Here is a 25452-nt window from a genome sequence, read left to right on the forward strand (position 1 = left end):
CCAAGCCCCTCCTCCTGGAAAACCCGTAATTAATTTTTCTCCATTATACTTAAATTTGTTTTCTTTGTTAAGAGAATTTTTTGAAAATTTAACTATTTCCCTTAAAACCTAAAACGATAATTTTTTCCTCCTTAAGTAAACATTAAGCGCCAGGCCCACCGATAATAAATTGGACCACATAGCACTTCCTCCGTAACTTACAAAAGGTAGGGGTATACCGGTTACGGGCATAATCCCGCAGGTCATCCCAATATTAATAAAAGTGTGAAAAGCAAGCTTGGCCACAACTCCGGCTACCAGTAAACTTCCCAGTAAATCCTTGGCCTGCTGGCCAATGCGAATCAACTGCCAAAAAAGAGTCAAATATAGTACCAGTAGCACCGAAGCACCGATAAAGCCCAGTTCTTCCCCTAACACGGAAAAAATAAAATCGGTGTGCTGCTCGGGCAGAAAGTTCAGCTGATTTTGACTGCCCCGAAAAAGTCCTTTCCCCCAAAAACCTCCCGAACCAATGGCAATCTGTGACTGAATCACGTGGTAACCCGCTCCCTGCATATCCTTCCACGGGTCTAAAAAAATAATTAACCGATTTAACTGGTATTCCTTTAAAGGAATCCAGATTTGGGGAAAGTGAAGATGGAGAGCAATCCAGCCAATCGCCAAAACCAGGCCCCCGCCAAAGAGACTAAATAAGAGTTTACGGTTTGCCCCCGCTACATAAAGCTGAGCAAAAGTAATGGCGACAAAAACCAGCGAAGTACCTAAATCCGGCTGCTTTAAAATTAACAGCATAGGGACACCAATATGGACAAACACCCGGATAAAATCGCTAAGTTTATCAATCTGTCCCTGACGGGCAGCTAAATAATTGGCCAGAGTTATAGTTATGATATCTTTTGCAAACTCCGAGGGTTGCAAGGAAAAGGGGCCTATTTTAATCCAGCGCTGCGCCCCTAAAGCTTCCCTCCCGGCAAATAATACGGTCACCAACATAACAAGGTTAAAAAGATAGAGGAATTTGGCATAGCGCGGAAAGTCATCATAAGGAATGTACAAACTACCAAACATTAAAAGAAGACCAGAAAAAACCCAGAGTAGCTGGGTTTTAGCTAAACCAAGAACATCATCGGGAGAAGTTGCCCGGGTAGCGCTGGCGATTAACACAAGTCCTAAAATAATAATTAAAAAAACATTGACCAGCACTCCCCAGTCAAGTTCCTTTAACATCCGGCGAAATTGCATATGCTCCACTCCCACGTCTTGTTCGCGTTTAATTATACCAAACTTTTGCTCATAAAAAAAGAAACGGCCTAAAAGCCGTAATTTATTTAGAAGCCAAATTTATTTTGCTACTACTTTGGATGTGACAGGTATCGCACGTCTTCGACGCCATTTTCCCATTATGGCACTTATTACAGACACCTTTATCCACCTGATTTTGCCTAGAAGTAAAAGTAGAAATCTTTTTGAGAATAGCATCATTATAATAGGTGGTCCATTCACTTTTTTCCGGAAAATTAGCTTTACCGTGGGCTACATTATAATGACAATCTACACAATATAGGCCTTTTTGAAAGTGAATTGGATGGGGATCTTTTAAGTCCCAGGAAGGAGTAATTTTTCGATTTCTCAGGTGGCATTTTTCACACTTTTGATCCTGAACCACTATTTTCTTTATGACTTGGCCGCTGGGCTTTAAAACCCGATGCCGATAAACCATTTTAAATAAATCCGGGTTTTCATGACAGCTAAGACAATTAACAGTACTATGGCTAGTTGCTTTCCAGCTATAATAAGCGTATTTCATTTCGTGGCAGCTTACACAAAACTCTGGGTCATTTATTTTTCGCTCAAAAGTCACCGATACATAGCTGTAACAAAAAAAGCTAAACACCGTAAATAATAGCACGAAGGTAATTACACCCCATACCTTTTTCCAATTCAAAGCAAGCACCCCTTTCCCGTTAATGGAGTCCAAGAGGTAAATAGTAACTTAAAAACCAAATTAATACTCCAAAGTAAAAAAGCATTTCTAACAGGATTAAAAAGGTGTTATTTTTGAATTTTCCTGTTGCCATTTCTACCCCTCCTTGCCCCGAACTTCTTTTAATTTTTTAAGTTCCAAAGGATGCTCCTCTTCCATTTGTTCTTCGGTTAATTTACCATGAAACCAAACGAGATTTCCCGGGAAAAAGTCAGGATTAAAATGAACGTTAAAGAAATGCCAGGTAAAAATTACCACAATAGCTAAAATTGCCTCATCGCTGTGAGCTGCTCGAGCAGCATCGATAACTGTTCGGGGAAAATATTTTGCGGCTACGTCAGGGAACCACATCATAAGTCCAGAACCACCGATAATGAAAATCCCCCAAAATACCGCCCAATAATCAAATTTTTCTTTATAAGAAAAGCGGGTGAATTGCGGCTTTTCCGGTGATAAACCTAAAAAGTATTTAAGATTTTGGTAAAGATCTTTAAAATCTTTTAGCGTCGGTAGAGCTTCAAAAGAGACTTTCTTAGTTACAATAACATAGATTAAAAGGTACAAAAGGTGATACAAGCAACTGCCGATGAGCATAATGACAGCACCGACTAAGTGCAAAACTAAAAGATTTTCAAATCCTCCAACCAGTTTTGTAAAAACCTTAGCATAATTGCTTTGCTCGTATTTAATCGCTAACCCGGTAAAGGTACAGATAAAAAAGCTTACAAACATCATAATATGCTGTATCCGATGATGAATGTTAAACCTTTCATAAGTCCTACCGGTCATAGCTTTCCCCCCCTGTCACCTCTAAGGCTTTCTGCTCTCTAATCTTTTTGTATCGTCGATATAATTCCATTTCAATGTGGATTAAAGTTAAAGTCACCACGGAAATTGTTAGCCAGACAAAAAACTTCTTCGTATAATAAACCACTTTACCGTTTCCCGTTGATGTTTTCACAAAGTGCTCGGCTCCCCGGGCAAAATTTTTGCGGGGAAAAACGTGACAACGGGCACAAGTGTTAGGAACATTCGCCGGGTTGGTAAGGGAACGAGAATCGGTTTTGGTAAAAATATTGTGTTTTCCATGGCAATCGGTACAGGTAGCGGCAGTTTTACTGCCCAAAGCTACAGCCTTACCGTGAAAACTTTCTTGATAGCTTTTCAAAACATTCCCTTTATGACACTGGCTACAGGTTTTTACAATGTTATTGCGGTAAGTAGACGCGCGCGGATCAGTTCCCCTAAAAATGGTATGGGCCGTATGGCAGGAAAAACAATATACGTCTTTCCGGTCATGAACCGATCCCTTAAAGGTTTTTAAAATATAATCGTGACAGTTTTTACATCTGTTATTAATTTCCTGCAAAAATTGTTGACGACTTTTGACATTAGGGTGCGGATAAGAGTTAAATCCAGGATGACAGGATTGACACTTATTGGTTCCATGCATTGAGTCGCGATATTTTCCGGAATCAACGTAAAGAGAAATATTAACCCCCTCCCACTCCATTTTTAAACCAACCGCCCCGTGACATTTTAAACATTCTTCATTACCTTTTAAATTTTCTTTATTTTTATCAGCCAAGGCCACATTGGGAATCCAAAAAAGCCAAAAAATTAGGAAAAAAAACATTATAATTCTTTTATCGAACATCCGCTACTCCCCTCCTCTTTAATCGGTATAACTAATCCCGTTAATTTCCCGGACCGAAATCACTACTCTTCGTTTACAAAAACGGCATTTAATGATAATCTCCTCTTTGTTTTTTTGAGCAACAATTTTTTTACACCGGCACCGAATCGCTTCCGGTTCTCCTGGATTTTTCTCCCGTTCGCTCATCGCTCCTCCTCCTTAAATTACTGGTGGCCAAACTACAAACATCACCGCGGTAAATATTAAAGCAAAAAGTAAAAGACCAACCATTAAGGTTAAAATTCCACGCTTAAAACCGGTTAATTCCCGTTTAACTTTAAAGAAAAACAAATAATAGCTTAAGGAAAAGGAAAAAACGCTAATCGTTATCACCAAAAGCCAAAACAAAAAAATTACCATAATTAACACCTCGTTTACCGAAAATGAGTTTTTCTTAAAACCACGTCATAATGTTCGGCGGATAAATTATAAAGTATAGCACCAAAACCATGGCGATAAAGGCCAAAAAACCAGTAGTTAGGGACAAAGCTATATATCCTGGGGTAAAGGGTTTTTTTTCATGATAGAAAATAAAATACCATAGTCCGCACTCGCAAAACACAAAAGTAGCAATAATTAGGAGAAGCCCAATAACTGCCATCAACATATTTTTCCCCCCTTTCTTTTGCAAAATAAAGCAAAAGGCCAGCGTTTTAAACGCTGGCCTCTGGGCTAAAAGCCTCCGGACTGGAAGGTGGTATTAAATTTTGGGAAAATTGCCTGCCAGGATTTACCCTTCGAATCTTCGCGCCGTCAAAATAAAGGTAAACATACTGTTTACAGTGACGGCACTTAATGATAATCATACTTCCTTCAACCTGACAAACAATTTTTCCACAGTTACATCGTAAATCCACCACCTTCATCCCCCTCCCTAAACTGCATTAGCTCTAAATGTATCCTAACTATATAAATTAGTTACAAAAAGCACAAAGTTAGCTAAAAAATTACGGCAGCAGTAATAGAGTTAATTTTAGCTGAAAACACAAAATGCTGGCAAAAAAAGCCAGCATTTTTTACTGCTGGCCTCTGGACTTTAAAGTCTCGGGACTTTTTCCTCTTATTTACTTTTCTTAGTATAAAATATGCAGGAATAATAACAACAATACCTAATTTTTTCTGTTTTTTCCGTTAAAAAATTAACACATTTATTTTGGGTTGTAAAACCGAAAATATTACAGTGCTTGTTATTTATTCTCTATATTTTTCGCTTTTCTTAGATATGCTAATTATCTCGCAAATTATTTCGCTAATTGGTTTGAACCCGGACACTTCTTTTAACGTTTTTAATCGGTATATTGGCAATAAGCGCTACCTGGTCTTCATGACTATCGATATTTACTTCCAGAGCTTTTTCGTCAATTTCCATGTATTTGGTAATGACAGCAATTAAATCCTCTTTTAAATTTTGTAAGAGCTCGGGTGAAACATTGGTTCTATCCTGAACTAAAACCAGTCTAAGGCGTTCTTTCGCCATGGTTTTGCTGTTTTGCTGTTCCTTCCCAAACAGTTTCATTAAAATTTCCAGCACGGCCGTCCCCTCCCCTTAGCGGTTGATACCGAACAACTTTTTAACCTTGCTGAAGAACCCTTCTTCCTCTAAGTTCATCAGCGGAACCTCTTCACCCATTATCCGCCGGGCAATATTCCGGAAAGCCTGGCCCGCCCGGGAGTTCTGGTCATAGACAGCCGGCTCGCCTTTATTGGTAGTTACGATAATAGTTTCATCATCGGGAATAACCCCTAAAAGGTCAATAGCTAAAATTTCGATAATATCTTCGATTCCCATCATATCTCCCGTCCGAACCATCTTGGGTCGAATACGGTTAATTATAAGCCGGGGATTATTAATCCCCTCAGCTTCCAGTAAACCGATTATGCGGTCCGCATCCCGGACCGCCGATACTTCCGGAGTAGTTACCACAATTCCCCGATCGGCTCCAGCTACCGCGTTTTTAAATCCCTGCTCGATTCCCGCCGGACAATCAATTAAAACATAATCAAACTCCTTTTTAAGATCACTAACCAAATTCCGCATTTGTTCGGGACTTACTGCCGTCTTATCCTTGGTTTGCGCCGCCGGCAAAAGATACAACCCTTCTAAACGCTTATCTTTGATAAGCGCTTGCTTTAAACGGCAATTTCCGTGGACAACATCGACTAAGTCATAAACAATCCGGTTTTCCAACCCCAAAACCACATCAAGATTTCGTAAACCTATATCCGTATCCACCAAAACCACTTTCTGGCCCATCATCGCTAAAGCTGTACCCAGATTGGCGGTAGTCGTCGTTTTACCGACGCCTCCCTTTCCCGAGGTAATGACAATTGCTTCCCCCATAATCTTCCTCCTTTTATTTTAAAAGCTTTCCAAGGTTCCCTTCGTAGCTTTCAATAACTACCATCCCGTCTTTAATAAGGGCAATTTCCGGGCTAAAATTGTCTTTTGTTATTTCTTCATCTTCCGGCGGTCGGGTAATATGATCAGCTATGCGAAGTTGAGTTGGTAAGAGCTTAAAAGCTAAGACCACCGCTTTTTTAAAACCTTCAGCGCCGGCGTGAACCACTCCCCTGACCGTCCCCAGAACGATAATGCTCCCGGCCGCTACCACTTCTGCTCCGGGATTTATATCCCCAAGGATTACCACGTTTCCCGCATAATTTACCTTTTGCCCGGAACGTAAGGTTTTATCTATCAGCAAAGTATTTTCTAAGAAAAACTCTCCTCTCAACATCGTAAAGCACCTTTTCTCTAAAATTGGCTAAGTTGATGTATTCTACATCTTTAGAAAAATTCCTGCTCTTATTCCACCGGGCCAAAAACCCTGGTATTTACTTTTGGCACCTTAAAATACGCCGCTAAAACATCCCTGGCCACCAAACCTGCCGAAGAACCACCATGACCGCCATGTTCAATAATGGCCGCAACTGCAATTCGGGGATTTTCATAAGGGGCATACGCCACGAATAAGCCGTGATCGTCTTTACCGAAAACCTGAGCTGTTCCGGTTTTTGCCGCCACCGCTACCGGAAATCCTGCAAACACTCCTCCGGCAGTTCCTCCGGGCATCGTTACTTCCCGCATCCCCTGCCGCACGTAATTCAAAATATTCTCAGGGATCTTTGCTTTACTTAAAACCCTGGGTTTTACCTCCTCTATAACCTTTCCCCGATTGTCCAAAACTTTTTTTACCAAATGAGGTTGGTAACGAATTCCCCCATTGGCTATCATGGCTACATAATTGGCAAGCTGCAAAAGGGTATAATTGTTATAACCCTGGCCGATGGCCATATTAAGCGTATCATACTGCTGCCACTCGGTTTCCCAGCGGTAAATTTCAATTTGCCGGTTAATTGCCTGAATTTTTTTGTCCCGTTCCGCCTCCAACCGCTTTTTCTCCTCGGAAGTTTTAGCCCGGGCTATTCTTTGCTCGTAATCACTTTTTATTTTATCTATTCTGGGCTTTAAATTTTTCTCGATAATGGCAGTATTGGTTTCCTTTTTCCACTCGGGAGTCGGTAAAAGTCCCGAACTCTCCCCGGGAAGGTCTATGCCTGTCATCATTCCCAAACCAAATTGTTTACCCACTTCTACAATTTTTTCTACTCCAAGCCGCCGGGCCATCGTCCAAAAATAAACGTTGCAAGACTCTTTAATGGCTTTAACAAAGTTTACAACTCCGTGGCCCCTTGGGTTCCAGTCTTTAAAAGCACGGTTTCCCAGCTTGTAGTAACCAGGATCGAAAATTGTTTCGGAGGGAGTAGTTACCCGATTTAAGAGGGCAGCCATGCCGGTGACCATTTTAAAGGTGGAGCCTGGAGGATAGGTAGCTGATACCGCGCGATTATAAAGCGGCCGATCGGGATTTCTTATGTACTCATCCACCTGCTTTTGGGTTAACCCCTTGGGAAAAGCCGCCGGATCAAAAGTGGGGTAACTGGCCAGGGCCAGCACTTCCCCGTTTCTCACATCAAGGGCCACTACCGCACCCGCTCTGGCATCGGGATAACGATTTTGCAGCGCTGCAATAGTTTTTTTCAAACTTTCTTCCGCAGCTTTTTGCAGGTCTACATCAATTGTTAAAACTAAGGAATTACCCTGCTCCGGTCGGGTTTTTATCCCTAAGTCCCGGACAGGATTGCCCCTGGCATCCACTTCAATTTCCCGACCACCATTTTTTCCGCGTAAAACCGATTCATAAAAACTCTCTAAGCCCGTTTGTCCGAACATATCCCCCAACTTGTATCCTTCGGCCTGATGCTCTTTTAGCTGGGTATCTTTTATCTCCTGAATATATCCCACCACGTGAGCCAATAAATTACCGTAAGGATAATCCCGGGCGGGCTCGATGCTTACCGTAACTCCCGGAAGTTCGTACCTTCTCTCTTCAATTTTCGCTACCACCTCCCAGGGAACATCGGTAGCTAAACGAATCGGTTCATACGGCCGTGCTTTAGAGTTTTTAATTTTTAACCGCAGTTCCTCTTCGGAAACCTGAAGGATTTGCGCAAGTTTGGGTAAAATTACATCGGCATTTTTTAAGCCGGTAAACAGTAAAGAAACGGTATAAACGGCTTTATTGGTAACTATTTTTTTGCCATTCCGGTCCAATATTTCTCCCCGGGGGGCTTTAACATCAATTATCCTGATGGCGTTTTTGCGGGCCAAGGTCTGATATTTGGCCGTAGCGTATACTTGAAGATAAAAAAGCCTTCCCCATAAAATAAACAGGAAAAACGTTACCACCACACCCATCCAGCCTAAATTGGCTTTAATGTTCTTTCTCAAGGCTTATTCCCCCTAACAGCGCGGTAAAAAAAGAAATAAAAGACGGGTGTTAGGAAAAAATTGTATAACGCCTCTACGGGCATTATCCTGCCAAAGGCCTCGGTGAGGGCAATATTTATACCCAAGAGATTTAAAAAAGCTACGTAAAGAAAATCCTTAACAAAAGTTAAAACAAAAACAATGACCCCAGGGAACCACCAGTTTTCCGGATAAATTTTTCCTTCTAACACCCCTGCCAAAAAACCGGTAACCATTTTTACCAAAGTATTAAGCCCGATAAAGTGGCCGGTAAAGAGGTCTTCAATAAGACCTCCCTGCATACCGAAAAAGGCCCCCCTGGGGGGACCATATAAAAAGCTTAAAATTACCGTTAAAATTAAGATTAAGTCCGGCTTTACTCCATTTACCGCCAGCCGGCTAAAAACCGTTTGGGCTATTATATAAAAAAATAAAAAATACAGCATAGCCTTTAGATTAGACATACCATTGCCCCCAGGTGTTAACGACTGCCTTTTAAAATAAATACTTCCTCTAACCGGTCAAAATCCACGTAAGGACGAACTTTCGCCACCTGCACCAACCCCGATGGATCTTTGGTCACACTTACAACGTACCCGATAGGTATACCTGCGGGAAATACTCCTCCCTGACCGGAGGTAAGCACCTTCTCTCCGGTACGAACTTCAAGATTTAACGGAATGTTATCCATAATAAGCTCGGAGGATAAAGCCGTTCCTTTTATTATCCCCGGCACCCTTCCCGGATAAGTGACTGCCGCCACACTGCTCCGTGGGTCGGTAATTAGCAATACTTCACCGTTTAAAGCAGCCACATTCATCATCCGGCCAACCAAACCGTTTTGGTCCAAAACCGGCATATCTTTCCTGATCCCGGAACTTTTTCCCTGATTAACCGTAAAAGACTTATACCAGCTTGCCGGGTCCCGCTCGATAATTTTGGCCACAATAAGTTTAAAATTTGGGTGTTCCCGACTGTAGCCCAGCAGTGCTTTAAGCCGCAGATTTTCCCTCTCTACTTCCTGTAAGCGATTTAACTGGTATTTTAAAGCAGTATTTTCCTGAAGAAGTCTATCTTTTTCCCGCCTTAGCTCATTAATATCCTTAAAGTATTGGGTAACATTGCCAACCCCATCCCAGAGAAAACTAACCGCCCGGGCAATAGGGTAAGTCAAGTCTTTAAGTCCGGATTTAACTTCGGAAAAAAAGGGAAGCTGTTTGGTTGTATAGCGGGCAAGAGACAGGAGGAGCACCGCCAGCAATACCCCAATTAAAAGAGTCTTGCCCCAGTACCTCTTAGCCAACTATATCACGCCTCTTTTATGGATTTTTTAGGGGTCTTTAAAACATTTCTTAAAACATTGAGGTTTTCCAAAGCTTTGCCGGTACCGTAAGCTACGCAATACATCGGCTCTTCCGCCACGTGGACCGGCATGTGGGTTTCGGCACTTATTAACTTATCAAGACCTTTTAGTAATGAGCCTCCCCCTGCCAGCATAATCCCGCGGTCCATGATGTCTGCCGCCAGTTCCGGAGGCGTCTTCTCCAAAGTAGCTTTTATGGCCTCCACAATGGCCGAAACCGGCTCTTTTAAAGCTTTATAAATTTCCTCGGAACTCACTTCAATTGTTCGCGGCAGCCCGGTAATTAAATCCCGGCCCTTTACCTCATAAGTGGTAACCGTATCCTGAGGATAAGCGGACCCAATGTTAATTTTAATTTCTTCCGCCGTACGCTCGCCAATCATTAAATTGTAGGCTTTCTTAATGTGATTAATAATCGCTTCATCCATTTCATCCCCGGCAATTCTTAAGGACTGGCTGGTTACTATCCCCCCAAAAGAAATTACCGCAACTTCGGTGGTACCTCCGCCGATGTCAACGATAAGATTGCCGGTAGGTTCTTCCACCGGTAGTCCCGCTCCAATCGCTGCAGCCATTGGCTCTTCAATTAAATACGCTTCCCTGGCTCCAGCAGCCAAAGCTGCATCCCTGATTGCCCTTTCTTCCACCGCTGTGGCTCCTGAAGGCACACATACCACCACGTTGGGCTTAATTAAATAAGTCTTATCGCCTAAAGCCTTGTTAATAAAATGTTTTAACATGTTATATGTAATGTCAAAATCGGCAATAACTCCGTCTTTCATCGGCCGGATAGCCACAATATTCCCCGGAGTCCGGCCAATCATCTGTTTGGCTTCGTTGCCTACCGCCAGCACTTGCCCCGTTTCCTTTCTAATAGCCACCACCGAAGGTTCTAACAAAACTACGCCCCGCCCTTTTACGTATACAAGAGAGTTGGCAGTTCCCAGGTCAATGCCTAAATCCTTTGCTACCAATCCAAATTTAAAGGCCATCTTAACTTCTCCTTTCTAAAATAACCGCTCGGCTTTCATACTGATATATTTATTTTCTCCGAGAATTATATGATCTAAGAGTTTAATTCCTAAAATTTCGGACGCCTTTTTCACCCGGCCGGTAAAATCTATGTCTTCTTTGCTGGGAGTCGGGTCGCCGCTGGGATGATTATGGGCAATAATTACCGCATAGGCACCAATTTTCACCGCTTCCCGAAAAATATCTCCCGGCGACACCCCCGCATGATTTACGCCGCCAATGGCAACTATATTTTCACCACAAAGCTGGTTTTTGGTATTTAAATATAACACCACCACTTGTTCCTGCTTTTTGTGGCCTATTTTGTATCTTAGATAATTATACACATCATCGGGATTTAAAAAATTTAGCTTATTTTCACCGGTGAGCTCATAATAGCGCCGGGCTAATTCCAAAGCCGCTAAAAGTTTTGCTGCTTTGGCCTGACCAATTCCTTTAAAGCTTTTTAACTGTTCGGGATGCACCTCTATTAGCCCCTTTAACCCGCCAAAACTGGTTAAAAGCCGTAACGCCAATTCCAGGGCGTTTTCCTGGGGCGTACCGCTTCCAAGGAGCACCGCCAGGAGCTCCGCCGGGTTTAAACTTTCCGGTCCATGGCGTAAAAGCCGCTCCCGGGGTCTTAGCTCTTCCGGCAGGTTTTTAATTTTCTCCCCCATTAATATCCCCACTCTCTAAGCTCACGATACAATCGGGCCACCGGAAGCCCCACCACATTAAAATAACATCCTTCAATTTTTGCCACAAAAAGAGCACCTTTGCCCTGTATGCCGTAAGCCCCCGCTTTGTCAAAGGGCTCCCGGGAATCTATGTAACTTTTTATTTCTTCATCGGTTAAAGGGTAAAACCAGACTTTAGTAACCTCTACAAAACTTTTTTCCCGTTTTTGCGGCAGTTCCATTAAGGTTACTCCGGTATAAACTTCGTGTTCCCGCCCGGACAGGGTTTTTAACATGAAATAAGCCTCTTCTTCATCCCGGGGTTTACCCAATACTTTTCCCTCTACCGCTACCACCGTATCGGCAGCAATGATGACTCCTTCCTTTATTTTTGCAGCCACATTCTCGGCTTTTTGGCGGGAAAGAGTAAGCGCCAATTCCATGGGATTTAACGAATAAACCTCTTCCTTTACCTCCGGCGGAATTATTTCAAACCGGCTGTAAATTTTTTTTAATAACTCCTGCCGGCGCGGTGATTTCGAAGCCAAGTAGATTTTCAAGCAAAATCCCCCTTCTTTCACAAAAAGTTTATCATCTTTGTAAAACCCATGCAATTACTTTTTTCAAACAAAAAACCCCGGTAAACACCAGGGTCTTAGTCGCGGCGAATATTAAAGGTTAGAACTTCTAAATTAACCGTTAGGTCCACGCTTCTAACAATAACTTTATCGGGAACGTTTAAAACCGTCGGGGCAAAGTTCAGGATCCCCTTTACCCCCGCTTTTACCAAGCGGGTAGCGACATCCTGGGCATAAGCAGCCGGAACGGCAATAATTCCAATCTCCACGTTGTTTTCCTTGACCACTTCTTCTAACTTGTCAATCGGTAAAACTTCGTATTCGTTAATTTTTTTGCCAATTTTGGTCAAATCGTTATCAAAAACCCCTACTATGTAAAAACCTCTCTCTCTAAAGCCCCGGTAAGCACAAAGAGCTGAGCCGAGATTTCCAGCGCCCACCACTACCATATTCCAGGTATTATTTAATCCTAAAATTTTTAAAGTATGGTCTAAAAGTTCCTTAACGTTGTAGCCAACTCCCCGGGTACCAAATTCTCCGAAATAAGCAAGATCTTTTCTGACCTGAGCCGAAGTTACCCCTACCCCCTGGGCAATGTCCGCCGAAGACACGGTAGTAATGCCTTTACGGTACAGGTTTTCCAGATAGCGGGAGTATACCGAAAGCCTTGAAATCGTAGCTTCTGGAATTTTAAAGCCTTTCATGCCGCTCCCCTCCTTATAGGTGAATTATAACACAAAGAAAAAAAAATAAACAATAACCCTTAATAATAAAAGTTTTTTATAGGTAATTCTCCTTGTTCCAAAAAAATTACCTTTATATACTCAAATTTTTTATTTAAAGAAAAAAGCCAAAAACTATCAAAAATTATTTAAAGAAACCGCTAATAATTTTACCAATTTTCATAACCGGTAAAGCAGGATTTATTAAGGGCCAATCCAGCATAACCGCTAATACGTAATAAAAGGAAATTAACATTAAAACGGAAAATACGGTTAATTCCCGGTATTCCCTATCCCGCAGGAGGGGATAGCCAAAAACACCCAATATCAGCAAATATAACCCTACCACAAGATATGCCAAGGAAACCACCACCCTACTGGGGTTTAATTGAAGCGGTTGTCATCCCTGTTCTAACAATTTTAGCTTGAACCTTTACCTCTATCGTCAAATTTTTAATTTCCTCCTCCCAGTCATCTTTTAACTCCTGCCAGAGCCCGGGGTTTTCCCGGTAGATAAAACGGCCAAAACCGGCAGGATCTGCGCCAATTTCCTTGGTTTTATTAATAAACGCCAAAATATCGCGGCTGACCGATTTGGCATACTCCCGATTTAATTTTTGAAAAGTTTCCTTTTTACTAAAATCAAGGCCGTTCTGGGCCTCGGTTATAATCCCTTCTGTTTCCACCTTAAGTTTCACAACAGGTTTATCTTCAAACACTTTCAGTTCCCACTTGGTTTTTGACCTTTCCAATTCTACCGAAAGCTTGTCTTCGGGATTAAAGGGGTTAGTAACATCAGTAATCCCGCCTTTTACTTTGTTGGTAACAATCAGCAAACCCCGGGACTGTTTTTCATCAAGCCAGCCCGCCAACTTGTCGTTTTTAAAAAGAGCCGTTTGAAATACCCGAATATCTTTCCGTCCCTTCTTGGTCAAAATCTTTACCCCCGGAGCGTAAGGGTCCACTCCTTCCTCTTCCAACAGTTCTATAAAATCCCCTAATTCGATAATCCCTGCTTCCGCAGTAAGATACGACTTTTGGGCTAAATCATAGATAGCTATTGCCGGAACCTTTACCAGACCAGAAAACCCATCCCAAACATCAACAGCCTTACCCTGAACTATTAATACGTAATTATCCCGGCGAAACTGCGGGTTTCTCTCAAAAAAATCCAAAAGGTTTTTTAAACCGCGCCGGGCTACTTCTTCAGAAATAAGTATCACCCGGTTGTGGGCATAATACAGGCGTAATGCCGTTTCCATATTAAGTTCCCGCAAAGAGGTAAAAAAAAGTTCGCCACTAATAAGCCTTATGACGTAAGGCTTTTCTCCACCGCCACCTCCCTTACTGGTAAGAGCACTGGGATTGACCACCTGCACCGAAAATAAGTACCGGTCTTTTTTTAGCCCTTTTTTATTTTCATCCACCCCTACGCCCTGTACAATTGCTAAATCTTCTAATTCCATTCTGCTCCAGCAGCCAAAAAAGAAAATTTGCCCGATAATTAACAAAGCCGCTAAGATTCTTTTCATCTCCTTTTTTCCCCTTTCGGAAAGCCCGGTCTTAATCCTTCTTTTATCCGCCGCTCATCCAATGGGCGAAAGTGTTTGGGCCTCTTGACCATAAGCCACCGGGGCAATCTTACAACAACGTCCCGCTGGTCGGGGATGCTTAAGGGTGCTATCGGGGCCAGGTAAGGAACGCCAAAGGAACGGGTATTGCAAAGCATGATAACTAAAAGGATAAAGCCCATCATCAGCCCGAACATGCCAAAAGTTGCCGCTAAAACCATCATCCCAAAGCGGTAAATCCGGGCCGCTACGGCCATGTTAAAAGCCGGAATGGCAAAGGAAGCAATTCCGGTAATGGCAACGGTAATAACCATGGAAGTAGATACAATTCCCGCTTCAACTGCCGCCTGCCCGATTATTAATGCTCCAACGATACTCACCGCCTGACCAACGGGACGCGGCAGGCGCACCCCCGCTTCCCGGAGAGCTTCAAAGGCAATCTCCATAATTAACGCTTCAACAAAAGCAGGAAAAGGTACGCCCGAGCGGGAAGCCCAGATATTTATTAAAAGTTCCGTTGGAATCATTTCCTGGTGATAGGTAATAATAGCAATGTAAAGGGAAGGTAAAAACATAGCAATAAAAAAAGCTAAAACGCGAATTAAGCGTAAAAAGTTTCCGATGAAATATTTTTCATAATAATCTTCCGCCGCTTGAAAGAACTCGGGAAAGGTAGCCGGTACTATCAAGGCTAAAGGAGTTCCGTCGGTTAAAATTACCACCTTTCCCTCTAACAAATCCGCTACCGCTTTATCGGGTCGTTCGGTATGTTTAATCTGGGGAAAGATGTTAAAGGGATCGTCCTCTATAAACTCTTCAATATAACCGCTTTCTAAAATAGCATCCACATCAATCCGGGAAAGCCTATTCCGTACTTCCTCCACAATTTGGGGATTTGCAATGTCTTCGAGATACGCTATTACCACATCGGTCTGGGAAATCCGCCCGATTTTTAAAGCTTCAAACCGGAGGTAGGGCGAACGGACCCGCCGCCGGATTAAGGTTGTATTTACCCGGATAGTTTCGGTAAAACCTTCCTGCGGGCCCCGCACCACCACTTCATTCATCGGCTCGGTCACCGACCGGCTTGCCCAGCCCTTGGCGCTGGCCAAAAGGGCCACCGAACAATTTTCCAGAAGAAGCCCGACTTCACCGGACAGCACCGCCAGCAGAAACTCGTCCAGGGTTTGAACCTCTTTAATTTCCGCAATAGCCAGCATTTCTTCTTTCAAACTTTTATAAGGGTCAGCGGGCTTTTCCCTGGCAATTTTGGCTTCAACCATCAAAGGCTTTAAAATCCCATCAATAACCACCATTTTATCCACCAAACCATCAATCATTACCGCCGCCGCCGCAACCCCGTAATAGCTAAACTCCCTTATTAAAAGATCCGAAGGATTACCGAGGATTTTTTTTATTTCACCAACATCTACCTCCACTTTACCGGAAAACCTTTTTTCTTTATACTGCGAAAGCCTGGTTGGCTTTTCTTCTTTAAAAGATGAACTGTTTCCCTTACCCTTAAAAATTTTTGTAATTTTTACCCATAATCCCATTTTGCCCCTCCTTTCCTCTTTATAGTATTGAGGAAAAGCGGAAAGAATATGCATTAACGGTCGTAAGTCGTCGGTGGTCAGTGGTCGGTAAAAACAGCTATACCTTCACACACACAAAAAAAAACGGGCATAAGCCCGTCTAATCTCTATCCTGCAAAAGTAAAGGGCGGATTTCGCCAATCATATAAAGGGAACCGGTAATTAATAAGAGGGTTTGGTGTTTTTGCGCAATTTCCAGGCCGTAAGATAAAGCTTCGGTCGGTTCTTCGATAACCTTCACCCTAACCCCTTTTTCTTTAAAAAGCCTTGCTAAGACGGTGATATCTCCTGCTCGGGGAGTTGGCGGTCGGGTCACTACCACTTCTAAGGGTAAATCTAAAAGCTCCGCCACCACTTTTTCCCGCTCTTTATCGGCTAAAACTCCCAGGAGCAGTACCGGCTTTACACCGGGAAAATAGTCAGTAAAAGCTTGCCTTAAAGCTCTAACTCCATCGTGATTGTGCGCCCCATCGAGAAGTACCGGCGGATTTCCCGGAATATACTCAAAACGTCCCGGCCAGGCGGCGTTACTGAATCCCCGGTAAATTGCTTCCACCGGTATGTTATATTTTTCCCGCAGGATATTAAGAATACCAAAAGAAGTTTTGGCATTTAAAAGCTGATGGGCTCCTAAAAGGCGGATTTTAACCTCGGGATAGGTTTCACCCCGGTAAATAAGGTCAAAAACCTGCCCTTTTAAGCTTTTTTCTTTTAAATTTAAAACGATGTCCTTATTAACATCCAAAAGGGGGCTGTTTTTCTCTTTTGCTACCTCTTTGATAACTTCCAGAGCCTCCCCTGTTGCCGCGGTTACCACCGGCACTCCCGGCTTTATTATCCCCGCCTTAACCCGGGCAATTTCGGTAATGGTATTTCCCAGATAATCCATATGGTCCATTCCCACATTGGTAATCGCCACAACCTCCGGGCGGGAAACCACGTTGGTAGAATCAATTAAGCCTCCCAGTCCTACTTCTAAAACCACAAAATCAACTTCCTCTTCGGCAAAATACTTAAAAGCCATCGCCGTGGACACTTCAAACTCGGTGGGATGTTCAAAACCTTCCTTTACCATCGTCAAAAGTAACGGTCTTATTTCCATCACTAACTTAGAAACCCTTTCCGGCGAAATTTCTTTACCGTTTATTTTATAGCGTTCGGTATACCGGGAAAGGTGGGGCGAGGTAAAAAGCCCCGTTTTATACCCCGCCTCCGCCAACACCGAAGCCGTTAACGAACAAACCGACCCCTTACCGTTTGTTCCACCGATGTGAACTACCTTTACCTTTTCCTGCGGATTGCCAAGCCTTTTTAAAAGTTCAGAAATCCTCCCCAAACCCAAATTAATTCCAAATTTGGTAAGGTTACTTAAAAATTCCAGCGCTTCGTTATAGTTCATGGGAAAGCATCCCTATCCTTTGTTCCAAGACTTCCTTTTCCCGGTAAAAGCCCGTTAGCTTTTCCCGCTCTTTATTGACCACTTCTGCCGGAGCTTTAGCTAAAAATCCAGGATTATTTAACTTCTGATTAAGCCGTTCGATTTCCGCCAGAACTTTTTTGAGCTCTTTATTAAGCCGCTCTTTTTCCTTTTCCAGGTCAATTAGGTCCTTAAGCGGTAAATAAATAGTCACTCCTGCCGCAACTCCGGTTAAAGCTCCCTGCGGTACCTCCATCTTCGGAACAACCCGTGGTTCGCTTTGGGCTAAAGCTGCTATTGCCCAGGCGTTTTCGTTAAGTAAGCGGGTTAATTGTTCGTCCGCAGTCACTAAAATAACTTCACCACGCTTGGCAGGTGGGACGTTAACCTCAGCCCTAAGCCTTCTTATTTCCCGGATAACCTCCATTAAGCTGCTCATTTGTTTAACCGCCTCGGGATTTTCATAATCCGCCCGTCCTTTCGGCCAGGGCGCCAGCATTATCGTCTTTCCTTCATGGGGAAGTCTTTGCCAGATTTCTTCGGTAATAAACGGCATAAAGGGATGGAGTAACTCCAGGGTAGTCTTTAAAACCGCATACAATACTTCCCGGGCGGTATCCCCACCGGGCATTTTCCCGTATAAACGGGGCTTGGTAAGCTCCACATACCAGTCGCAAAACTCATCCCAGATAAACTCGTACAGTTCCCGGGCCGCTTCCCCTAACTCATACTCGTCCAAAAAAGCAGTTACCCTGTCAATTACAGCGTTTAACCGTGCTAAAATCCAGCGATCCGCTAAGGTAAGCTCTTCCTGCTTTATTCCCTGAGGAGTAAATCCTTCGAGATTCATTAAAACAAAGCGGGAAGCGTTCCAGAGTTTATTGGCAAAGTTTCGGGCCCCATCCAGTCGCTCAAAGTGAAATCTTAAATCATTCCCGGGAGTGTTGCCGGTTACCAGCATAAACCTTAAGCTATCGGCTCCGTGGCTTGCAATAACTTCTACCGGATCAACCCCGTTACCCAGGGACTTACTCATTTTTCTCCCCTGGGCATCTAAAACAAGACCGTGGATTAAAACTTCCTTAAAAGGTACTTCTTTCATGAATTCCAGGCCCATAAAAAGCATCCGGGCCACCCAGAAGAAGATAATATCCCGGCCGGTAACCAGAACCGAGGTTGGATAGTAGTACTTCAGTTCTTCGGTATTTTGGGGCCAGCCCAGGGTGGAAAAAGGCCAGAGAGCCGAAGAAAACCAGGTATCCAGCACATCGGGATCCTGATGGACCTTGGTACTCTGGCATTTAGGACAGCTTTTTACTTCTTCCCTGGAAGGGATAACTTCACCGCATTCGTCACAGTACCATACGGGAATCCGGTGACCCCACCAGAGCTGCCGGGAAATGCACCAGTCCCGGATGTTATACAGCCAGTTAAGATAAATTTTGGTAAAGCGTTCCGGCACAAACTTCACTTTTCCCGTTAAAGCCGCTTCTATGGCCGGCTCCGCCAGAGGCTTCATTTTGACAAACCACTGTTTGGAAAGCCGCGGTTCGATAACCGTATCGCAACGGTAACAATGACCAACAGAGTGTGTTATCTCTTCCTCCTTAACGAGAAGGCCCAAATCTTTTAAATCTTCAACTATTTTCTTACGCGCCTCATACCGGTCAAGCCCCCGGTACTTTCCGGCGTTTTCATTCATTACCGCATTATCATCTAAAACTACTACCTGCGGCAGCTTATGCCGAAGTCCCACTTCAAAATCGTTGGGATCATGAGCCGGAGTAATCTTCACCGCTCCGGTGCCAAACTCCTTATCCACATACTCATCGGCAATAACCGGTATCGGCCGGTTTACCAGAGGTAAAATCACGTTTTTGCCGATTAGCTCCCGGTACCGCTCATCTTCCGGATGGACCGCCACCGCCGTATCGCCTAACATGGTCTCCGGCCGGGTAGTTGCTACGGTAAGATACCCGCTGCCGTCTTCCAGAGGATAGTTAATATAGTAAAGTTTTCCTTCTCTTTCCAGATGCTCTACTTCAATATCGGAAATAGTGGTTTTACAGTGGGGACACCAGTTGGTAATGTAGTAGTCCCGGTAAATAAGCCCTTTTTCGTAAAGGCGTAAAAAAACCTCTTTTACCGCCTCGGAGCAACCTTCATCCAGGGTAAACCGTTCCCGTTTCCAGTCGCACGAAGCTCCAAGGGTTCTAAGCTGTTCGGTTATGCGGTTACCGTAATTTTCTTTCCAGGCCCAAACCCTTTCTAAAAACTTTTCCCGGCCCAAATCATCTTTGGTAAGTCCCTCTTTTCGCAGTTCTTCCTCTACTTTAGCCTGGGTGGCAATCCCCGCATGGTCGGTTCCCGGAAGCCAGAGGGTATTAAAACCCTGCATTCTTTTGTAACGGGTAAGGATATCCTGCATGGTGTTATCCAGGGCGTGCCCCATGTGAAGCTGACCGGTAACATTGGGCGGTGGCATAACAATACAAAAAGGTTCCCGTTCATCGGGTTCGGTATGGAAAAAGCCATTTTCCTCCCAGTATTTATACCATTTTCTTTCCACTTCCTGGGGAGAATAAACCGAAGGTAAGGTCACCGTCATTCCTCCTTTTCTCTTTATGTTGTATCATATCAACCATTATAGAAAAAGCCCCTTTCACCCAAGGGCGAAAGAGGCACTTTCCGCGGTACCACCTTGCTTCCGGGATACAACGCTCCCGGCACTTTATAGCTATAACGGGCATAACCCGGTGAAAGGTACTGGCTTCCCCTTCACAATCTTAGGGGCGACGTTCCCGAAGCCTGCCAGGAAAGCCTTTCAGCCCAGGGGCTTTCCTCTCTGCATGGAGGCATTTCGGTACTCCTCCCCGGCATCATTTTTTCCTTTTCGCTTGGAAATTATTTTATATTTTTCCCGGGAAACTGTCAACTTTAAACAAGTTGCTGCATAACAGTTTTTTTAGGGTGATATTATGAAAAAAATCATTGGTAGCATCCTTTTGTTAGTTTGTTTGATATTTGGAATATTTTTAACACTAAAATTAAACAAACAAACTATTTACGGACTTTTCTTACCCAAAAATTCCCCCCATTTCTGGTTACTGTATTATTTAACCGATAAGGGCTACTGGGAGTTATACGGAACTAAAGTTAAAGTTGTGGATAATTTAGACCAGGCAGCATTAATCGCCGTAAAAGCATCGGAAAAAATCCCTGCCGGCTATAAAATACTTATAAAATTGTCAAACTTCGAGCCGTACTCAATTTATCTAAGAAATCCTGCTCAAAATTTTTCTTTCAAAAATAAAGCGATAATTCTTCCTCCCAGGGGAAGTAAACAGTACCGGGATGTAGTGGATTTTTTATCCCGACAGGGGATAAAACCATATAAAGACTACACCCCTTACTTCGATTTACCGGAAGAAATAAAAGAAGAAGCATTTATGGCCGGTATTGGAAATCTTTACATTGCTTCCACCTTAACTCCCCTGAAAAAATTAACTCCCTTCGCGGTTATTAAAGCCCCGGATCTTGCTGTTTTAGCGGTAAAAGATGATATCAAATTTAAGGACTTACAAAATATTATTTCCGCCCTTTATCACGGACAAAAAGCTTTTTACCAGAACCCTGAAGCCACCGCTTTTTTATCCCTTGCCCCCGTAACACAGCAAAAGCTGTTTCTTTTCCTGAATAATGAGGGGTTTTTCTCAAAAAACCTTTCCTTTAACCCGGCAACCGTGGCCATAGCTCAGCAATACTACAATAACCCTCAGGGCCCTTTTTTCCAAAGCTCTTTTTACACAAAACTTTTGCAGCAAATCAGGGAAAAAGTTAGTTTTACCGATCTACTCCTTTTTGTTTTTCAAAAAATCTTTTCATAAAAAGACCACCGAATAACGGTGGTCTTTAGTGCACGGAAATCTCCGATGGTTCGGTGACTTCCTTTTCTTCCGCCGGCACCGGCGGCTCAATTTCAGGTTTTTCTTCCCGAATTAAAGCTGCCTCTAAAACTTCATCCATGTGCTTTACCAGGATAAACTTCAGGCCTCGTTTCACCTGCGGAGAAATTTCATCCAGTTCTTTACGGTTCTCATGGGGAATAATGATGGTTTTTATTCCTGCCCGCTTGGCCGCTAAAATTTTTTCTTTAAGTCCACCAATAGGCAGTACCTTTCCCCGTAAGGTAATTTCCCCGGTCATGGCTACGTCCTTACGCACCTTTTGTCCCGATAAAGCCGACACCATCGCCGTTGCCATCGTTATCCCCGCCGATGGGCCGTCCTTGGGAATTGCCCCTTCGGGGACGTGGATGTGTAAATCGTATTTTTCGTGGAAGTTTTCTTCAATGCCCAGCTCTTTTGCCCGGGAGCGAATGTAGGAAAAGCCTGCTTGCGCCGATTCTTTCATTACTTCTCCTAATTTACCGGTAAGGTAGAGCTTGCCGCTCCCTTTAAGAACCGAAACTTCAATAAACATTACATCGCCGCCCACTTCCGTCCAGGCAAGGCCTGTAGCAACCCCTACCTCATCCTCCGCTTCCGCGATACCGTACCGGTACTTGGGTATACCCAGATACCTCTCCAGGTTGCTTACGGTAATTTTTACTTCCTCCACGTTATCGGTGACGATTTCTTTGGCAGCTTTCCGGCAAAGGGAGGCAATTTGCCGTTCTAAATTTCTAACTCCCGATTCCCGGGTATATTCCCGAATAATTTTTAAGAAGGTATTGGTGGAGATTTTGAGATTTTTGGGCTTTAAACCGTGTTCCTTTAGCTGCTTTGGTAAAAGATACTTTTCCGCAATGACCAGTTTCTCCTCCTCGGTATAGCCAGGGATATGGATGACTTCCATCCGGTCCAAAAGCGGACGGGGTATGTTATATAAATTATTAGCAGTCGTAATAAACAGGACATGGGATAAATCAAAAGGCAGCTCAATATAATGGTCCGAAAAGCTGTTATTTTGTTCCGGATCCAGAACTTCTAAAAGAGCCGCCGAGGGGTCACCTCTAAAATCCATGCTCATTTTATCAATCTCATCCAGGAGAAATACCGGGTTTTGGCTTCCGGCATTGCGCATTCCCTGAATTATGCGTCCCGGTAAGGCCCCCACATAAGTCCGCCGGTGTCCCCGGATTTCCGCTTCATCCCGTACGCCCCCCAGCGAAATACGCACAAATTTTCGTTCTAAGGCCCGGGCAATTGATTTCGCCAGGGATGTTTTACCCACCCCCGGCGGTCCCACAAAGCAGAGAATGGGCCCTTTCATTTTCTTGGTAAGTTTTCGCACCGCCAAATATTCTAAAATTCGTTCTTTAACCTTTTCCAACCCGTAATGGTCTTCCTCCAGTATCTGCTCCGCAAGTTTAATATCCAGGCGGTCTTTGGTGCGACGATTCCAGGGAAGAGCCAATATCCAATCAAGGTAATTTCGCACCACCGTTGCTTCAGCAGCCATCGGTGGCATTTTTTCTAACTTTTCCACTTCTTTTAAGGCCTTTTCCTCAACTTCCTTCGGAAGCTTAGCTTCTTTAATTTTTTCCCGGTACTCTTCCCCTTCGGCAACCCTTTCGTCTTTTTCCCCCAATTCCCGCTGAATGGCTTTAAGCTGTTCCCGCAGATAATACTCCTTCTGAGTTTTTTCCATTTGCTTTCTAACCCGCAAATTTATCCGCCGCTCTATTTCTACTATTTCCAGTTCCCGGGCTAAAATTTCCAGCAAAATTTCCAGCCGTTTCTTTACATCCAGGGCTTCGAGGATTCTCTGTTTATCTTCAATTTTTAAAGGCAAATGACTTGCCACCACATCCGCCAGGCGCCCCGGTTCCTCTAAATTAACTACGGTTATGGCCGTTTCCGGCGGAATTCTTTTGGAAAGTTTAACGTACTGCTCAAACTGGTAAATTAAACTGCGGGTTAACGCCTGGATTTCCGGGGTTTTACTTACCTCTTCCTGGGTCACCTCCACTTCCACGCGGAAAAAAGGTTCCTTTTCTATGTACTTTTTAATTTTGGCCCGCTGGATACCCTCAACTAAAACCCTTAACGTTCCTCCTGGAAGTTTTAAAAGCTGCTTTATTTCGGCGATAGTTCCTACCGTAAATATATCGTCCGGAGTTGGCTCATCAATTTGGGCATCCTTTTGCGTAGCCAGACAAATAATGCGGTCGGAAATCATTGCTTGATCGATAGCAGCAATGGATTTTTCCCGGCCTACATCTAAATGTATAACCATATAGGGAAAAACCAAAACGCCCCGTAATGGCAAAAGCGGTAATTCCCTTGTTTCCACTTCTAACCACCTCCCTTTTTGAGTATCATTATTCTATCATAAAATAATCTAAAAAGTAAGTTCAAGCTAAGGAAGAAGGAAGGGATTGGTCCTTTCCCGCAAATAAATAATTTAACGCTTCATCAACGCTTTTTACGGGAACCAGGTTTATTTTTTTATTTCCTTCGACTTCGGGGTAATTACCCCAGGGAAAAAAAACAGTTTTAACTCCGGCCCTGACTGCAGCTTCAATTTTATCGGGAATTCCGCCTACGGGACAAATTTCACCTAAAAGGGAGATTTCCCCGGTAAAAGCGGTTTTGGCCGGAATTAAACATCGGAAAATTGCCGAATAAAGGGCTACCAGCAAGGCAAGCCCGGCCGACGGACCATCCACCGGCCAGGGAGCCGGAAAGTTAAAATAAATATCGTATTTTTGGGGATTAATTCCCGTTTGGCTGCGAAAAACCGCAAAAACATTATCAAGCGCCCCGCGAATTTTACTGCGGGCAATAAGCTCGGTATGACTTTGGGAAAACTTTTCTTCTTCAATTATACCGGAAACGTTGATACTTCCGGGTAGGTTTTCGGCAGGTTCGGCCAATGCTTCTACGGCTAAAACCGCACCGCTTTTGGGTCCCGTCACCGCAAGGCCCAGAGCCCTTCCTATCGCCGGTTCATCGGATAAAACAATCTGGGGCTTTGGATGATAATTACCCGCCCGGGCCACGAACAGCACATCTCTTGCCAAAATCCTCTTTCTTCCCTCCCCCATCGCCAGCCCCGCCGCCAGCTGGACGATATTAACCGCTTCGCGCCCGGAGTTGGCGTATTTAACAATTGTTTGCAGGGCATGCTTTCCAAGGGATATCCCTATCTTTTTTGCCGCATTTTGGGCAATTTCCCGAATTTCTTCATCGCCAAGGGGTTTAAAAAATATTTCCACGCAACGGGATCTTAAAGCCGGTGGCAGCTCTTCCGGGTTTCGGGTGGTTGCCCCAATTAGACGAAAATCCGCCGGCAGACCTTTTTGAAAGATTTCATGAATATGCTGGGGAATTTCCGGATTTTCGGAAAAGTAATAAGCGCTTTCTAAAAAAACCTTCCGGTCTTCTAAAACCTTTAAAAGCTTATTCATTTGTACCGGGTGAAGTTCCCCAATTTCATCAATAAATAAAATCCCTCCATGGGCTTTGGTTACAGCCCCCGGCTTAGGCTGGGGAATCCCGGCAATCCCTAAGGGCCCTGCCCCTTGATAGATTGGGTCGTGAACGGAGCCCAAGAGGGGATCGGCTATTCCCCGCTCGTCAAACCGGGTACAGGTGGCATCCACCTCGACAAAGGCAGCCCCTTCTTTAAAGGGAGAAGCGGGACTTTTGATTGCTTCCTTTAGCACCAGCCGGGCAGCAGCCGTTTTCCCTACTCCCGGTGGACCGTATAAAATTACATGCTGGGGATTGGGTCCGCATAATGCGGCTTTTAAAGCTTCAATCCCTTCTTCCTGGCCGATGATTTCCGAAAAATTTTCCGGCCGTGTCTTTTCCGCTAATGGTTCCGTTAAAGAAATCCTGCGTAAATGGTTTAATTTAGCCAGCTCCTTTTCACTTTCCCGCTCGAGATAACTTTTATTTACCTGCTGGGCTTTCCCCTGAGAAAAGAGAAGGGCCAAAATTGCTACTAAAAGAATAATTTGGCCCACTGCTAAAATTCCGCTAAACCCGTCCATTTTTCTCACCTCTTTCCTATTATTACCGG

At 43.9% G+C, this 25452-nt stretch carries 26 protein-coding genes and 1 other annotated feature; of the genes, 1 reads left to right on the forward strand and 25 read right to left on the reverse strand.

Annotated elements, in window-relative coordinates:
• Positions 1 to 108: 108 nt before the first annotated feature.
• From rodA to CARFE_RS0102060, 23 genes are all read right to left on the reverse strand, one after another.
• On the reverse strand, positions 109 to 1242 hold the full coding sequence (gene rodA, locus CARFE_RS0101945) for a rod shape-determining protein RodA (protein ID WP_028051544.1): 1134 nt from the start codon (positions 1240 to 1242) through the stop codon (positions 109 to 111).
• Positions 1243 to 1324: 82 nt separating this feature from the next.
• A complete protein-coding gene (locus CARFE_RS0101950; RefSeq protein ID WP_154652704.1) occupies positions 1325 to 1945 on the reverse strand; it encodes a NapC/NirT family cytochrome c in 621 nt (206 codons plus the stop codon).
• 135 nt (positions 1946 to 2080) lie between these two features.
• Positions 2081 to 2773, reverse strand: a complete 693-nt coding sequence (locus CARFE_RS0101960) for a formate dehydrogenase subunit gamma (protein WP_011343294.1) — start codon at positions 2771 to 2773, stop codon at positions 2081 to 2083.
• Positions 2763 to 3641 (reverse strand): cytochrome c3 family protein, encoded by an 879-nt coding sequence (locus CARFE_RS15430; protein ID WP_051250107.1) that lies wholly within the window; start codon positions 3639 to 3641, stop codon positions 2763 to 2765. The genes CARFE_RS0101960 and CARFE_RS15430 overlap by 11 nt, the downstream gene beginning before the upstream one ends.
• Before the next feature lie 18 nt (positions 3642 to 3659).
• Positions 3660 to 3827: a hypothetical protein gene (locus tag CARFE_RS16125; RefSeq protein ID WP_011343292.1), complete on the reverse strand. Its 168-nt coding sequence runs from the start codon at positions 3825 to 3827 to the stop codon at positions 3660 to 3662.
• A gap of 12 nt (positions 3828 to 3839) precedes the next feature.
• A complete protein-coding gene (locus tag CARFE_RS0101975; protein ID WP_011343291.1) occupies positions 3840 to 4040 on the reverse strand; it encodes a hypothetical protein in 201 nt (66 codons plus the stop codon).
• A gap of 34 nt (positions 4041 to 4074) precedes the next feature.
• Positions 4075 to 4287, reverse strand: coding sequence for a hypothetical protein (locus CARFE_RS0101980; protein WP_011343290.1), 213 nt, complete (start codon positions 4285 to 4287; stop codon positions 4075 to 4077).
• 46 nt (positions 4288 to 4333) lie between these two features.
• Entirely contained in the window at positions 4334 to 4540 is a 207-nt protein-coding gene (locus CARFE_RS0101985) for a hypothetical protein (protein WP_028051547.1), read from the reverse strand.
• 389 nt (positions 4541 to 4929) lie between these two features.
• Positions 4930 to 5211, reverse strand: coding sequence for a cell division topological specificity factor MinE (minE, locus tag CARFE_RS0101990; protein WP_028051548.1), 282 nt, complete (start codon positions 5209 to 5211; stop codon positions 4930 to 4932).
• A gap of 15 nt (positions 5212 to 5226) precedes the next feature.
• Positions 5227 to 6021, reverse strand: coding sequence for a septum site-determining protein MinD (gene minD / locus CARFE_RS0101995; RefSeq protein ID WP_011343287.1), 795 nt, complete (start codon positions 6019 to 6021; stop codon positions 5227 to 5229).
• 13 nt (positions 6022 to 6034) lie between these two features.
• Positions 6035 to 6415, reverse strand: a complete 381-nt coding sequence (minC, locus tag CARFE_RS0102000; protein WP_034541428.1) for a septum site-determining protein MinC — start codon at positions 6413 to 6415, stop codon at positions 6035 to 6037.
• Positions 6416 to 6483: 68 nt separating this feature from the next.
• Complete coding sequence (mrdA, locus tag CARFE_RS0102005) at positions 6484 to 8469, reverse strand: penicillin-binding protein 2 (protein WP_245570743.1); 1986 nt, start codon at positions 8467 to 8469, stop codon at positions 6484 to 6486.
• On the reverse strand, positions 8466 to 8951 hold the full coding sequence (mreD, locus tag CARFE_RS0102010) for a rod shape-determining protein MreD (RefSeq protein WP_011343283.1): 486 nt from the start codon (positions 8949 to 8951) through the stop codon (positions 8466 to 8468). Before mreD ends, mrdA begins: the two co-directional genes overlap by 4 nt.
• Before the next feature lie 17 nt (positions 8952 to 8968).
• Positions 8969 to 9790, reverse strand: coding sequence for a rod shape-determining protein MreC (gene mreC / locus CARFE_RS0102015; protein ID WP_011343282.1), 822 nt, complete (start codon positions 9788 to 9790; stop codon positions 8969 to 8971).
• Between the two features lie 5 nt (positions 9791 to 9795).
• The gene (locus CARFE_RS0102020; RefSeq protein WP_028051551.1) at positions 9796 to 10842 is read right to left on the reverse strand and encodes a rod shape-determining protein; all 1047 of its coding nucleotides are present in this window, start codon (positions 10840 to 10842) and stop codon (positions 9796 to 9798) included.
• A 15-nt stretch (positions 10843 to 10857) separates the two neighbouring features.
• The gene (gene radC / locus CARFE_RS0102025) at positions 10858 to 11538 is read right to left on the reverse strand and encodes a RadC family protein (protein ID WP_028051552.1); all 681 of its coding nucleotides are present in this window, start codon (positions 11536 to 11538) and stop codon (positions 10858 to 10860) included.
• Positions 11538 to 12098 (reverse strand): Maf family protein, encoded by a 561-nt coding sequence (locus CARFE_RS0102030; protein ID WP_011343279.1) that lies wholly within the window; start codon positions 12096 to 12098, stop codon positions 11538 to 11540. Before CARFE_RS0102030 ends, radC begins: the two co-directional genes overlap by 1 nt.
• Before the next feature lie 95 nt (positions 12099 to 12193).
• Complete coding sequence (locus tag CARFE_RS0102035; protein WP_028051553.1) at positions 12194 to 12820, reverse strand: redox-sensing transcriptional repressor Rex; 627 nt, start codon at positions 12818 to 12820, stop codon at positions 12194 to 12196.
• Between the two features lie 163 nt (positions 12821 to 12983).
• Positions 12984 to 13199: a hypothetical protein gene (locus tag CARFE_RS13935; protein ID WP_034541430.1), complete on the reverse strand. Its 216-nt coding sequence runs from the start codon at positions 13197 to 13199 to the stop codon at positions 12984 to 12986.
• Between the two features lie 13 nt (positions 13200 to 13212).
• Positions 13213 to 14370, reverse strand: a complete 1158-nt coding sequence (locus CARFE_RS0102045; RefSeq protein ID WP_028051554.1) for a Ger(x)C family spore germination protein — start codon at positions 14368 to 14370, stop codon at positions 13213 to 13215.
• Positions 14367 to 15965, reverse strand: coding sequence for a spore germination protein (locus tag CARFE_RS0102050; protein ID WP_028051555.1), 1599 nt, complete (start codon positions 15963 to 15965; stop codon positions 14367 to 14369). The genes CARFE_RS0102045 and CARFE_RS0102050 overlap by 4 nt, the downstream gene beginning before the upstream one ends.
• Before the next feature lie 139 nt (positions 15966 to 16104).
• Positions 16105 to 17403 carry a bifunctional folylpolyglutamate synthase/dihydrofolate synthase gene (locus CARFE_RS0102055; protein WP_028051556.1) on the reverse strand — a complete coding sequence of 433 codons (1299 nt, stop codon included), beginning with the start codon at positions 17401 to 17403 and terminating at the stop codon, positions 16105 to 16107.
• Positions 17393 to 20029, reverse strand: coding sequence for a valine--tRNA ligase (locus tag CARFE_RS0102060; RefSeq protein WP_028051557.1), 2637 nt, complete (start codon positions 20027 to 20029; stop codon positions 17393 to 17395). Before CARFE_RS0102060 ends, CARFE_RS0102055 begins: the two co-directional genes overlap by 11 nt.
• Positions 20030 to 20086: 57 nt before the next feature.
• Positions 20087 to 20310: a binding site (T-box leader), on the reverse strand.
• A gap of 89 nt (positions 20311 to 20399) precedes the next feature.
• Between CARFE_RS0102060 and CARFE_RS0102070 the strand changes: the two genes are divergently transcribed.
• Positions 20400 to 21308 carry a hypothetical protein gene (locus tag CARFE_RS0102070; protein WP_028051558.1) on the forward strand — a complete coding sequence of 303 codons (909 nt, stop codon included), beginning with the start codon at positions 20400 to 20402 and terminating at the stop codon, positions 21306 to 21308.
• A gap of 25 nt (positions 21309 to 21333) precedes the next feature.
• Here CARFE_RS0102070 and lon read toward each other — a convergent pair whose 3' ends face one another.
• Together lon and lonB are read right to left on the reverse strand one after the other, a co-directional pair.
• On the reverse strand, positions 21334 to 23718 hold the full coding sequence (gene lon, locus CARFE_RS0102075) for an endopeptidase La (protein ID WP_028051559.1): 2385 nt from the start codon (positions 23716 to 23718) through the stop codon (positions 21334 to 21336).
• 61 nt (positions 23719 to 23779) lie between these two features.
• Complete coding sequence (gene lonB, locus CARFE_RS0102080) at positions 23780 to 25423, reverse strand: ATP-dependent protease LonB (RefSeq protein ID WP_028051560.1); 1644 nt, start codon at positions 25421 to 25423, stop codon at positions 23780 to 23782.
• Between the last annotated feature and the right edge of the window lie 29 nt (positions 25424 to 25452).

Source organism: Carboxydothermus ferrireducens DSM 11255 (assembly GCF_000427565.1).
Classification (GTDB): domain Bacteria; phylum Bacillota; class Z-2901; order Carboxydothermales; family Carboxydothermaceae; genus Carboxydothermus; species Carboxydothermus hydrogenoformans.

Bases quoted from the DNA above. Each gene is read 5' to 3' on its own strand.
- rodA (WP_028051544.1), bottom strand. From the start codon at position 1,242: ATGCAATTTCGCCGGATGTTAAAGGAACTTGACTGGGGAGTGCTGGTC.
- CARFE_RS0101960 (WP_011343294.1), bottom strand. From the start codon at position 2,773: ATGACCGGTAGGACTTATGAAAGGTTTAACATTCATCATCGGATACAG.
- CARFE_RS15430 (WP_051250107.1), bottom strand. From the start codon at position 3,641: ATGTTCGATAAAAGAATTATAATGTTTTTTTTCCTAATTTTTTGGCTT.
- CARFE_RS16125 (WP_011343292.1), bottom strand. From the start codon at position 3,827: ATGAGCGAACGGGAGAAAAATCCAGGAGAACCGGAAGCGATTCGGTGC.
- CARFE_RS0101975 (WP_011343291.1), bottom strand. From the start codon at position 4,040: ATGGTAATTTTTTTGTTTTGGCTTTTGGTGATAACGATTAGCGTTTTT.
- CARFE_RS0101980 (WP_011343290.1), bottom strand. From the start codon at position 4,287: ATGTTGATGGCAGTTATTGGGCTTCTCCTAATTATTGCTACTTTTGTG.
- minD (WP_011343287.1), bottom strand. From the start codon at position 6,021: ATGGGGGAAGCAATTGTCATTACCTCGGGAAAGGGAGGCGTCGGTAAA.
- minC (WP_034541428.1), bottom strand. From the start codon at position 6,415: ATGTTGAGAGGAGAGTTTTTCTTAGAAAATACTTTGCTGATAGATAAA.
- mreD (WP_011343283.1), bottom strand. From the start codon at position 8,951: ATGTCTAATCTAAAGGCTATGCTGTATTTTTTATTTTTTTATATAATA.
- CARFE_RS0102020 (WP_028051551.1), bottom strand. From the start codon at position 10,842: ATGGCCTTTAAATTTGGATTGGTAGCAAAGGATTTAGGCATTGACCTG.
- radC (WP_028051552.1), bottom strand. From the start codon at position 11,538: ATGGGGGAGAAAATTAAAAACCTGCCGGAAGAGCTAAGACCCCGGGAG.
- CARFE_RS0102035 (WP_028051553.1), bottom strand. From the start codon at position 12,820: ATGAAAGGCTTTAAAATTCCAGAAGCTACGATTTCAAGGCTTTCGGTA.
- CARFE_RS0102045 (WP_028051554.1), bottom strand. From the start codon at position 14,370: ATGAAAAGAATCTTAGCGGCTTTGTTAATTATCGGGCAAATTTTCTTT.
- CARFE_RS0102050 (WP_028051555.1), bottom strand. From the start codon at position 15,965: ATGGGATTATGGGTAAAAATTACAAAAATTTTTAAGGGTAAGGGAAAC.
- CARFE_RS0102055 (WP_028051556.1), bottom strand. From the start codon at position 17,403: ATGAACTATAACGAAGCGCTGGAATTTTTAAGTAACCTTACCAAATTT.
- CARFE_RS0102060 (WP_028051557.1), bottom strand. From the start codon at position 20,029: ATGACGGTGACCTTACCTTCGGTTTATTCTCCCCAGGAAGTGGAAAGA.
- CARFE_RS0102070 (WP_028051558.1), top strand. From the start codon at position 20,400: ATGAAAAAAATCATTGGTAGCATCCTTTTGTTAGTTTGTTTGATATTT.
- lonB (WP_028051560.1), bottom strand. From the start codon at position 25,423: ATGGACGGGTTTAGCGGAATTTTAGCAGTGGGCCAAATTATTCTTTTA.